The organism is Acinetobacter sp. YH12120, assembly GCF_013418795.1.
GTDB lineage: Bacteria > Pseudomonadota > Gammaproteobacteria > Pseudomonadales > Moraxellaceae > Acinetobacter > Acinetobacter towneri.
Map to the genome: position 1 here is coordinate 60,050 of NZ_VPBI01000015.1, position 12,494 is coordinate 72,543.

Genomic DNA, 12,494 nt, shown 5'->3' on the forward strand with positions numbered 1-12,494 from the left:
ATGTCTACCCTCAACTTTACTTATTTTCAGATAGCAACCAATCGAGAGCACTCATTTTTACAATACCATTATAATTCGCTTCAGTCCCTATCGTGTCTAAGGTAAGCAAATACTTGGGATACGAATCAGAAATTTTCTGTAATGGACGTAACTCTCGGCTGAGTGTCTCCTCATTGAGCGTTTCTAATGCCACCTGATAATAAGTTAAATTCTGTAAAGTATCGACAGCAACAAAATCAATTTCATATTCATCAACCCGCCCTACATAGACCGTATAACCTCGTCTGACAAGCTCAAGATAAATCACATTTTCTAAGATATGACCTTGATCAGCATTAGCATCAGGCAACATAATCCGGCGCAATCCGACATCAACTAAATAGTATTTTTCAGAGGATTGTAATAACTCACGCCCGCGTACTTTAAATTGTGCGGCACTATAAAATAACAAACTGTCCTGTAAGCCCTGAATATAGCGTTTTACTGTTTCAAATGAAATTTTAACCCCACTTGAAACAAAGGTATTTTTAATTTTATTGATGGAAATAGGTGAGCCTGTCACGCTTGCCAAATATCTTGCGACACGCTCGAGAGAGTTAATATCGGCAGTATTCAAACGGGGAATAACATCTTTAAACATTACACTGGCATAGACTGCTTGCAAGTAATCATAAGTTTCCTGCTGGCTAGTCATGGCAAGCGTATAAGGGAAACTACTGCGCGTATACATGGCATACAAATCACGATTTGATAATTGTTGGATGATCGGATTATTTTCAATATGCCACTGTTTAAATTCTTGGAATGACAGAGGTAGAACATGTTGCTCGATATAGCGTCCTGTAAGTAAAGTCGCAAGTTCTCCACTTAGAAAGAATGCATTTGAGCCTGTAATATATAAATCGATATAATCCCGAACATATAAAGAGTCGACTACTTTCTCAAAATTTGTAACATGTTGTATTTCATCTAAGAAAACATAGTTTTTTTTACTTTTATCAACTTTGGACAATACATAATCATGTAGTTTACGGTAATCGGTGAGTTCTTCAAATTCCATAAATTCGAAGTTGATGGCAATGATGTTTTCGGCTTGTACACCCTGTGCTTTTAGGATTTGTTGAAACATTGCCAATAAGGTGGATTTTCCAGAGCGACGCACACCTGAAAGTACTTTAATGACATCACGGTCTTGCCATGTATTCAGAAATTTTAAGTAGCCATCACGTCGAATATTAGCGCTTCTCATTATTTACACTTGGAATCTAAAGTTTTAATAAATTATATCAAATTTTAGAACGTATATGTAAATATATTTAATTTTAAAAAAAGTTTAAGGTTAAGTGAAACATTCAAAGCTGCTGTTGAAGTATACGGATAGTAAATGTAATAAAAATCCAGATTCTATCTTTTTTGACTCTGTACACGACAAAAAACCTAAATATGCCTAATATCGTATCTGGGTCTACTCCTTAGATGAGCAATGGTGATGCCTTGTTTTCGGATTTGTTGAGACTGTAAATAAAACTATGTAAACGCTTAAACTCCCCCAACGTTGTTGGGGTCAAACAAAAGGTGTTTACCATGAAAGATGAAGCAATGTTGGCACTCGCTAAAGAGTTAGCCAAGAACCTAAAAACCGAACTCGATCTCAATAATTTTAGTCGGGCTTTAAAGAAATTGACTGTTGAAACTGCCCTTAATGCGGAACTCACCGACCATTTAGGTTACGAAAAGAATAGTCCACGAACAGGTAAAAATGCTCGCAATGGTTACACAACGAAGCGTCTACTGACTGATGATGGTGAGTTTGAACTAGATACCCCTAGAGATCGTGAGGGTAAATTTGAGCCACAGCTTATCAAGAAAAATCAGACCCGTATCACAAAGCCAATTTCTGCTTTTGAGTGAGGTAAAGCAATTTGAACCGTTAACATATTAGTAGAAATAGGATCTAATGGTGCAGAGCAGGATAAGGCAATAAATGCAGGTTTATTCGGTGGTGGTGAGCGATCATTCTTTGGTTTACCATCAAATAAGCGAATCCATTTGGATACAAGATTTGCATTCAATCCATGTTGCAAAGCGACCGAAGCAATTGAAACGTCAGGTGCTTTACAAGCCTGAACGATCTGCTGTTTAAATTCAGCACTGTATGTTCTTCGTTTTTTCGCTAGAGATGCGATGGATGTCTGATTATTTGTCGTCATAAATTTAAGTCCCCACTTGTTTTTAAGTGGGGACTAAATTAAGGCTTATAGGATGAATTCATAAGGTGTGTTCAGCGGACGCTTACGAAAAAACAGCCAAGTGCTCATATGGTACAGTTATATCAAGAACAATGGTCAGATTGGCTATCAACGACACATGTGGCAAGTGAAGGTGTCCTGCAGAATGAAAGTTAAGTGTCTATTGAGGGGTACAATCTAATGGGAGAAATTGAAAAATAAAATACCATTGAATATTTGGTCATTATTTGTTAATTTCTGCGCAAAATTTAACATGCAATAAATTTATGTTCAAAAAAAATATAGTATTAAAAAGTATTTTGCTTACTTTGGGTGGTTTTGTTGTTACTCCTTTTGCATTTGCAGAAACATTTGATCCAGCGATAGATGGTTTGATTCGAAACCAGCAGCGCCAAGCAGAACTAGAAAAAATTATACAACCAGAACGTGATGTTAATTTAGATGTCATCCAAAAAAAAGAAGCTGTACAACTTACCGACCTTGAAGATCAGAATTGTTTTGAAATCAAGACAGTTGAACTTGATGGCGAAATGAGTAAGCATTTTGATCAATATGTGCAACAAGCGTTAAAAGATTTAAGTTTTACTCCAGGTTTATGCATGGGTGAGCAGCGAATTAATCTGTTGATGACGCAAACGTAGAACATCATCATTGGCCGAGGCTTTACTACGACACGAATATTGGCTGCACCTCAAAACTTAAGTACAGGCGTATTAAAACTCACCGTCATTCCGGGATTAGTTCGAGAAATCAAACTCGATTTAAGTGATGAGGAAAATACCCGAGCAGGCCGAATTCAATATGCCAAAAATATCTTTCCAATGAAGAGTGGCGATATTCTCAATTTACGTGACTTAGAGCAAGGCTTAGAAAACTTAAAAAGACTGCCTACAGCGGAAGCTGATATTCAAATTATTCCTGCAGATGCGCCCAATCAAAGTGATGTTATCGTCAAATGGAAACAGCGAAAAATTCCAATTCGCGTGACCTTAAGTGCTGATGATGCCGGTAGTCGTCAAACCGGTAAATACCAAGGTAACATCACCGTTTCAGTCGATAACCCTTTATTTAGAAGTGACTTATTTTACGTCACCATGGGCCGTAACTTAGCAGATCAGCAAGAGATTACGGATCAAAATGGAACCACTGTGAAGAGCGGAACCCATAACTATGCCCTTCATTATTCAGTCCCTTATAAAAACTGGCTGATCAGCGCCAATGCGAGTCGATACAATTATGACCAAGCTGTTGCAGGCACCAATAATGTCTATAACTATAATGGAGAAAGTCAGACTCAAGACTTAGGCTTGACCCGATTGCTTTATCGGGATGCCAAGCGTAAAACCTCAGCGACCTTGAAAGGCTGGCATCGAGAATCTAAAAGCTATATTGATGATGCCGAACTGACCATACAGCGCAGAGATGTTGCGGGTTGGCAGTTAAACCTTGATCATCGTGAATATATTCAATTTGCAGTGCTGGATTTGAGTCTAGGGTATAAGCGAGGCACAGGTGCATTCGATTCATTACCAGCAGTTGAGGAAGCGCTGAACGAAGGTACATCACGGATGAAGATCTGGACGCTAGATGCCAATCTGAATGTTCCGTTCCAATTTGAGAACCAGCAATATAGCTACTCAAGTGCCTTTAGAGCGCAATACAATGACACCCCGCTGACCATCCAAGACCGGCTTTCCATTGGTGGAAGGTATACAGTACGCGGTTTTGATGGTGACCTAACCCTAGCAGCAGACCGTGGCTTCTACTGGCGCAATGATTTAGCCATGTCTATTTTTCCCGCACATCAATTCTATATGGCCTTGGATGCTGGGCATGTTGATGGTCAATCTGCCCAATGGCTTTTAGGTAAAACCCTTGTGGGTGGTGCGATGGGGCTACGTGGTCAATTTAAGGTGGGTGGCACTTTTTACTACGATATATTTATCGGTAAACCAATCAAGAAGCCTGAATATTTCCAAAATTATGATTTGAATTATGGTTTTAGTGCCAGTTATTCATTCTGATCTAAAGAAAAGTACAAACTAAAAAATGAGCTCGTAGTATTAAAGCGAAAAAATCTCCCAAATAAAGACACATTGGTAATTGAAAAATGAATAAGAACTGCTATAAAACGATTTTTAGTCAAACCCGTGGTGAAATGATTGCTGTTGCAGAAAATGTCGCAGCTGCAGGACAAGCCTCAACACAGAATAATAAAGCGGTTGATCTTGAAACACCAGTCGTTGCTTCTGAAAAAAGTTTAGCTTTAAAAGTTCTTTCATTTTCATTGATGCTGATTACAGGCACTGCCCTGATCAATGCATCTATTGGTGTATCGCACAGCAATGTTGTTGCAGACTCGAATGCGGCAGGCAATCAGCGTCCAACGATATTGAACAGTGCCAATGGCACAACGCAGGTGAATATTCAAACCCCAAGCAAAGCTGGGGTATCGGTGAATCACTACCAGCAATTTGATGTGAATCAGAACGGTGTCATTTTAAATAACAGCCGCCAAAATACTCAAACGCAGCTTGGGGGTTATATCCAAGCCAATCCGTGGCTTGCAGGCGGTGAAGCCAAAGTCATTGTTAATCAGGTGAACGGCAGCAATCCAAGTCACTTAAATGGCTATGTAGAGGTCGGTGGACGTAAAGCAGATGTGATCATTGCCAACCAAGCTGGGATTAATGTCGATGGTGGCGGTTTTATCAATGCAGGTGGGGTGACTTTAAGTACCGCCAATCCGAATATTCAAAATGGACAAGTGACAGGTTATCAAGTCCGTGACGGGGTGATTAACATCACAGGTCAGGGCTTGGATGCCAGTAAAGCCGACTATACCCAGTTACTCAGCCGTGCTGCACAGATCAATGCGGGGATTTGGGCTAAAGAATTGACGGTGGTTGCTGGACAAAATGATATTGAAGTTAATCCGCAGGCTGGTGCGATACAGGCGGCTTCGGGGTTGGCAGGCACTGTGCCACAGTTTGCCATTGATACCAGTCACTTAGGCGGAATGTATGCGGGCAAAATCAGTTTAATCAGTACCGAACAAGGGGTTGGGATTAACAATGCAGGGCAAGTGTTTGCTTCAGCCGGGCATATTAAAATCAGTGCCAATGGCGAGCTGCAAAATAGCGGTGCAGTAGTTGCAGAAAATAAAGTCGATAGCACCCCAGCGAGTTTAAATCTTCAAGCAAAAGATTTAAACAATAATGGCAAGATATTAAGTCTAGGCGATCAACGCATTCAGGCTGAAAACGTCAACAATACCGGCCTCATTAATAGCCAAGGTTTAACTCGTATTGATGCCAGTCAAGGCATCCAAAACGTGGGTACAGGTCAAATCTATGGTGACCATATTGCCCTGCAAGCCGCGCATCTTCTCAATGCAGAACAGCAAACCAATGGCGATGTCAAAGCAGGCACGATTGCGGCACGTCAACGCTTAGATATTGCAGGCGGAAAAATTGAAAACCGAGAACAAGCCTTAATTGCCAGCGAAGGTGCGCTGACTGTTGGTGGACAACTCAATGCAAACCATATGGCAGAAGGCTCTGCCGCATTATTAGACAATGCCAGTGCACGTATTCAATCCGTGGGTGATATGTACTTAGGCGTGGATATTTTGACCAACCGAAATTTGCATTTCAGTTCAAGTGTCAAAGAAATACCAGAAACCCGCAAAGATGTGACCGCTTATCAAGGTGCTGGAAGCGCTGAAATTCTTGATTCATCGCATATTACAGGTCGTGGCAGTTATGACAGCATTTATCTGGATGGTCAAAAATATGAAGACTATACCCGATATATCTACAACCAGTACGAAACCCAACACTATGTGGATTCCAGTGCACCAGCGGAGATTATTTCAGGTGGCACACTGACGCTAAAAGGCCAAAGCCTGACCAATGACAAGAGCCAAATTCTAGCGACGAAAGGCATTAATATTGAACAAAATGAAGTGAATAATATTGATGCTGAGGGTGAGCATCGTGTGATTAAAACGGGGACATCACAGTATCACTATGTAGGTTGGAATACATTAGGTACAAGTAAACGAAGTAAGTGGAACAGTGTTAAACCCTATAATCCAGCTGATATCGTAACGCCAATAAAACTTGATGTGGTGAAATATGATGGTGCTCACCAAGGCACATTAAATGGTGATACCTCAGAACTCAGCTTACCGCTGCAATCCTTATACAGCGTTAATAAAGAAAATAATAACCGCCCTTTGATTGAAAGCAGCGATGCCTTTACCAATTATAAAAATTGGTTAGGCAGTGATTACATGCTGCAAATGTTCGCGACCAACCCACAAAATATGCAAAAACGTTTAGGGGATGGTTATTACGAGCAAAAACTGGTCAATGACCAAATTGCACAACTGACGGGTCAAGTTTATTTAGATGGTTATACGAACTTCGAGGATCAATTCAAAGCCTTGATGGATTCTGGGGTAAGTGCTGCCAAAGATCTTAATTTAAGTGTTGGAGTGAAGCTCTCAGAAGCACAGATTGCTCGATTGACCAGTGATATGGTGTGGCTGGTGACAGAAACCATTACCGTTGATGGCGAAAAAATCCAAGTCTTGGTACCGAAAGTGTATGTTGCGGTACAGTCGGGGGACTTAAACAACAAAGGTGCCTTGATTGCAGGCGAGACGGTCAATTTAAAACTGAGTGGGGATTTAAACAACCAAGGCAGTATTGCTGGACGCCAATTGGTGAGTCTTGAAGCCAATAACATTAATAACGTGGGTGGCTTAATACAAGGTCGAGATGTCTTTGCGACAGCACACACCGATATCAATAATATTGGTGGGACAATGACCGCCAATCAAATCCTTGCCCTTGATGCGGGCCGAGACATTAACAACATCACCACGACGATTAAAACTGAAAATAAGCACGGTTTAAGTGAATTTAGCGCTGAAAACATTGGCCGTGTTGCTGGGCTGTATGTACAAGATGCGGATGGTCAGCTGGTTGCCAATGCCAAGAATAATATCAATCTGACTGCATCAGATCTACAAAGCCAAGGTAGCATTGCGATCCAAGCGGGACAAGACCTGAATCTTTCTACGGTGAATGTCAGTCGCAGTGATTTAAGCTCAGCAGGTGACAAGGATCAGATTCTGAATGCTTCGAGTCGAGATGTAGGGACGCAGATTCAGGCGAAAGGAAATATTTCCCTGCAAAGTGGTGCCAATACTCAGATTAAAGCCAGCACCTTGAACAGTACGTCGGGCAATGTAGTGATTGATGCTGGACAAAATGTCTTGATCGAAAATGGACGAGATGAACGCAGTTCTCAGCTTGCAGCCCAAGAAAAAGGTGGCTTCTCTACAACAGATAAAAAAATCCAATCTTCGACCAGTCAATCGATTGCAACCGACATCCAATCGGGTGGCAATATCCTGATCAATAGCCAAACAGGAGATATTCAAGCCACGCACCTGCAAGCTGGTGCGAAAGACAGCATTCAAATTACGGCAAACCAAGGCAATGTAAAACTTTTGTCAGATATTGATACTGATATAAAGAGCACGGAAACAGCCAAGAAAAATACAATTCAATTTAAAAACCGTCAATCAGGATATATCGACGAAGATGTTGCACAAACACAGCTCAAAGCTGGCAAAAATGTTGATATCAATGCCGGTAAAAATATCGAGCTGCAAGCCAATGATATACAAGCTCAAGACAATATTTATATTGGCAATAAACAATTCGAACGCCAAGCGGATGGCAGTTTAAAATCCAAAGATGGTAATGCCCTGCCCGAAAATGTCAGTCTGACGACATTAGAAACCAATGATCAGCAATGGGATGAAACCCAAAAAGGTTATCGTGGCATTGCCAAAGACTTAATGAAAGTGACTGCTGTTGGCTTAGCGGGTATTGAGGCTTTAGCTCCGGGATTAAAAGCACCGAAGATCACGATCGGAGAATCATCGAGCACACGGACTGAGCAAAGAACACAAACAGGGACCGATCTTGGTGCCAATAATGTCTATGTGGGTTCAGCAGGTCAAACGACACTGACCAGTAGCAACATTGATGCACAGAACACGGTCTTAGCGGGCAAAAAAGTCACGCTCGATGCAGCAGAAGAACAACACAAAACTGTTACGTCAAACAGCAAAGAAACGGTACAAGGTCTTGGGGTTAAGCTGAATAAAGACAGCATTCGAGTGGGCGGCTTTGTACTTGAAGACGCAGAGAATACCGTTAAAACTACAGCCACAACGCATAAGTCAGGCAATATCAATACTGAAAATTTAACAATTCAAGGTGCAGAAGGTGTAGATATCCTCGGCCAAAATATCACAGCGACAGGTGATACGATCATTGATCATGGTCGAGGAAATCTTAACATAGGCGGTTATGAAAATAAAACCACCACAGAAGAAAAGACTCATACTGAAACCATCAGTACAGAAGTCGGCATTCGCAATGCCTATTTAGATGCAATCTTAGCGGTAGAAGCTGTTGCAGATGCAACTAAAGCCTTATCTAAAGCTAAAGATGATTATAGCCAAGCACAACGTGACTATGCAGCGGGTCGAATTACCAAAGGAGCCTTAGATGACAGCAAAGCCAATGTCGCAATGGCAACGGCCAATGTGGCAAGTGCACAGATTGCTGTAGGGGCAGCAGCCGCATCTGCGGCTGCAAGCAGTGCAACCTATGGCTTTACTATTGGTGCCAATGGTGAAAGGATTGAAACTACGACGACCACGAATACAGAACAAAGCCAATGGCAAGGTAGCAACTTAGATTTAAATAACCTTCAGCTTAAATCAGAAGGCCAAGACATCAATATCCAAGGCAGCCGAGTGAATGCAACAGGCACCACGACCTTTGATGGCAGCAAAGACCTCAATGTGACTGCAGGCGTCGAGCATAGTAAACAGGACAGCAATAGTAAAACCAATAGCCAAAGTGTGAGCTATACCTATGGCGGTGGCGGCAGTGCTTCAATAGGCAAGCAAACCAGCCAATCACAAAACGAAAGCCTCACCCACGTAAATAGTGAAGTTGTGCTGAATCGTACTGAAGGTGCAATAGACAAACTGAATATTCAGGGCGGTGAGGTTTCTATCGCTGACCGAGGTAATCTACAAGTAAATCAGATCCATGTAGAAAGCTTGCAGGATACAGAGACTAGCAGTAATAGCAGCAAAGGCGGAAATATTGGCTTAGGTTTTGGTTCTAACGGTAAAGCCAGCAATATCAGCGCTGGCTATAACCAAAGTAAGGGCAGCATTGACAGTGCATGGGTAAATGACACTAGTAAGCTGCTGATTGGCAATGCGCAGAACGATGCTGATCTAGATGCGATGGGTGTTAAAAATATTACCAGTATTGGTGGTGTGATTGCCAATGCGACGAAGAATGAAGACGGCACATTAACGGATCACGGTAAGCTGAACTATTCAGGCGAACTTGCGCTGAAAGACATAGAAGATCATAACTACAACAGTAGCAGTGGTTTTAATGTATCAACGACGATAGGCAAAACCACGAACAACAAAGATGGAGAAAAATCCAAATATCCAAACGGTTCAACCACCATTGGCCTTAACAGCAGTGGACAAGAAACAGAACAATTGACTAAGGCAACGATGGGTCAAGGGACTGTTGCAAATGCCTCAGACAGCACCAATCGGGACATTAATAATACGCAAGAAATTACTCGTGACCAAGTGACGGGCATGCTGGATGGTTCTGTGACGGTTGATCAGCGTTTACTGAGTAAGAGTGGACGGGCGGAGATTATTCAAGAGCAGAAGGAATTACCTGAAAATTTCCGTCAAAGTGCTGAAAATATTGTGAAGCAAATGCCTGAGGGAGAATATAAAGAGAAGGCTTTACAAAGTTTAAATAATATACAAGCAAAACTTTATAGTTTACCAGCAGATTTTGAGGGTTTAGAGGAATATGGGCAGCAAGTTGCAGGGGAGCTATTGAAAAATGGTCTTGAAATTAAAGAGGTCGAAAAGATTATAGATACAGATAATTATTGGTATGCAATTCAAAAATTATCTGCTGTCCAAGAACAATTAGATATTTTGAGTCAGAATGGTAGTGGCATTGAACAGATTCTTAATTCTGAGCTCTCTAAAGAGCAACCAATAGTCAACTCAAACTCCTTAATTAGTATATTAGCTGAAAATACAGATAGTTCTCTTGCTGTAAAAGAAACGGATTTACTAGGTTTTAAATTTTTACATGCGGCAGCAGAAATTAGTAAAAATATAGAAAAAATTTCTGTAGATAGTGGTGTTGACATTGAAAAAATACAACTTGCTGCTAGCGTGTTGTTAGGAGGGCCTGTAAAAGCAACAGCAGGATATATAGTTAATCAATTTAGTGGAGAATATATTGATTATGCTACAAATGCGGTATCAGATCATTTAGTAAAATCACTCTACGGACTTTCAGATGGTCTATATGATGATTGGAGTCGGTCTGAAAAAATTAGTGAGTTGAAACAGCTTGGACTAAGCGATGATGATTTTCAACGAAGTCTTAATTATGCGGAATCACTGCAAAATGCAAAGCTAGGTGCTACTTTTATTGTTGGTATAGCTGCTGAGACACTAATTTCAGGGAAAGGAAAAGCTAAAAATAGTGATGAAATATCAGTAAAACCTACTGTTCCTGATTATGTTACTCGTAATGATCATGATTTTTCTGCTACAGAAAATTATAAAGGTAAACCAAAAGCTTACATAAATGACAAAGGTGATTTGGTTGCTGCAAACCCTGAAGGAACAGGATCTGTTCAATCTCATATTAGAGGTGGTAATTCTGAGAATACACCATACATTTCAACAAGTGATCCAGCAATAGCTATTGATTCTAAAAATTATGGTGGTGAGCAAATTAAGATTGATACGAAGCGATTGCAGGAAGATATTGATGCAGGTAAGATTTCTGGTAGTCAGATTGTGACACATACCGAAGTTAGAAAGGAATTACAATCTAAAGTCGATGCAGCTCAGGCGAAATATGATCGTAATCCTAGTAAAAAAAATCGAGATAAATTAAGAGATGCAAATAAAGATTTGAATCATGCTATTAGAGATGGGGAATGCTTAATCAAAGGTTGTGTTCCATCAGAATACATAAAGAAATAGTTTGTAAGGAGTATAGAGTTGGAACAGAAGATTATAGACTTATTAAATGAGATTCCTGATAGTGTCAATTATACAGATATAGCAGAGGACTTAGATGCTGAAGATATTTCAGTTAGCCGTATAGAACAGTTAAGAGAATTATTAACAAATTCGGATGACTATATTGTATTCCAAGCTGCTAAATTGTTGACATTTTGGGGAGATGATTATGGTTTTAATGCTTTAACTGCATTATTTGAAAACAATAAATTAAATGGTTTTATTGATCATAGGCTAAATGGTTATGATGATACATTGCAACATGTTCTTAGAGCATTTATTCGTTATTGGGCTGATAAATCTGACCATGGTCTAGGTACCTTAACAAGAAAAAAATTGTTTCCATATATTGTCAAAATAATAGAGCTTGCTAATACTCAACCTTTTGGAATAGATTCTTTATTTGGTTTAATAATCGATGAGGACTTCAAAGAATATATTCCATTTTTAAAAGAACATTTAATTTCAATCATTGATCATCCAGAAATACATGGTTGGAAAATTCATGATGTTATTGAGTTATTTTTAAAAATTGAACCTGATTTTGTATATAAATTATTGGATGAAAAAGGAAAGACGTTAAAGGATTTTAATTTTTGAAATTAATGTATCGACCAGTATTGGTATTCCACAAAAGGGAACTAAAGAAGCTTCTACAGCTCCAAAAGGTTCAACGACCATTGGTATCAATAGCAGCGGGCAAGAAACAGAACAACTGACCAAGGCAACCTTAGGTCAAGGTACTGTGACGAATGTGAAAGATACGGTAATCCCCCCTAAAAATAATAGGATCTAAAAGTAGAATTTTCTCTTAAGATACGAGCAGGAGATTCTGCATGAAAACATCTAAATTTACTGATAGTCAGATCATGTCCATCTTGAAACAGGCAGAATCTGGCACACCTGTAGCGACCCTTTGCCGTGTACACGGCATGAGTAATGCTACCTTTTATAAATGGCGTGCCAAATATGGTGGTATGGATACATCATTAATGGCTCGACTGAAAGAGCTAGAAGCCGAAAATACCAGACTTAAAAAGATGTATGCGGAA

General features: G+C 40.2%; 7 protein-coding genes and 1 pseudogene. 6 read left to right on the top strand and 2 right to left on the bottom strand.

Going from position 1 to position 12,494, the window contains the following annotated elements; genetic code table 11:
- Positions 1 to 16: 16 nt before the first annotated feature.
- Positions 17 to 1,249 (bottom strand): ATP-binding protein, encoded by a 1,233-nt coding sequence (locus FTU58_RS10345; RefSeq protein ID WP_094069408.1) that lies wholly within the window; start codon positions 1,247 to 1,249, stop codon positions 17 to 19.
- A 335-nt stretch (positions 1,250 to 1,584) separates the two neighbouring features.
- Here FTU58_RS10345 and FTU58_RS10350 point away from each other — a divergent pair.
- Positions 1,585 to 1,887, top strand: a pseudogene (locus FTU58_RS10350) (transposase); the annotation flags it as partial.
- Here FTU58_RS10350 and FTU58_RS10355 read toward each other — a convergent pair.
- Entirely contained in the window at positions 1,872 to 2,210 is a 339-nt protein-coding gene (locus tag FTU58_RS10355; protein ID WP_154320127.1) for a transposase, read from the bottom strand. The pseudogene FTU58_RS10350 and the gene FTU58_RS10355 overlap by 16 nt on opposite strands.
- 305 nt (positions 2,211 to 2,515) lie before the next feature.
- Here FTU58_RS10355 and FTU58_RS10360 point away from each other — a divergent pair, with 305 nt between their 5' ends.
- The 5 genes from FTU58_RS10360 to FTU58_RS10380 form a co-directional block, all read left to right on the top strand.
- On the top strand, positions 2,516 to 2,890 hold the full coding sequence (locus FTU58_RS10360) for a hypothetical protein (RefSeq protein WP_180036561.1): 375 nt from the start codon (positions 2,516 to 2,518) through the stop codon (positions 2,888 to 2,890).
- A 9-nt stretch (positions 2,891 to 2,899) separates the two neighbouring features.
- Positions 2,900 to 4,273 (top strand): ShlB/FhaC/HecB family hemolysin secretion/activation protein, encoded by a 1,374-nt coding sequence (locus FTU58_RS10365; RefSeq protein ID WP_373683650.1) that lies wholly within the window; start codon positions 2,900 to 2,902, stop codon positions 4,271 to 4,273.
- Between the two features lie 86 nt (positions 4,274 to 4,359).
- Positions 4,360 to 11,403, top strand: a complete 7,044-nt coding sequence (locus tag FTU58_RS10370; protein ID WP_179989050.1) for a hemagglutinin repeat-containing protein — start codon at positions 4,360 to 4,362, stop codon at positions 11,401 to 11,403.
- 18 nt (positions 11,404 to 11,421) lie between these two features.
- Complete coding sequence (locus FTU58_RS10375; protein ID WP_154320123.1) at positions 11,422 to 12,042, top strand: hypothetical protein; 621 nt, start codon at positions 11,422 to 11,424, stop codon at positions 12,040 to 12,042.
- Positions 12,043 to 12,278: 236 nt separating this feature from the next.
- Positions 12,279 to 12,494, top strand: a 216-nt coding sequence (locus FTU58_RS10380; RefSeq protein WP_179989049.1) for a transposase, incomplete at its 3' end; no start/stop codon positions are given.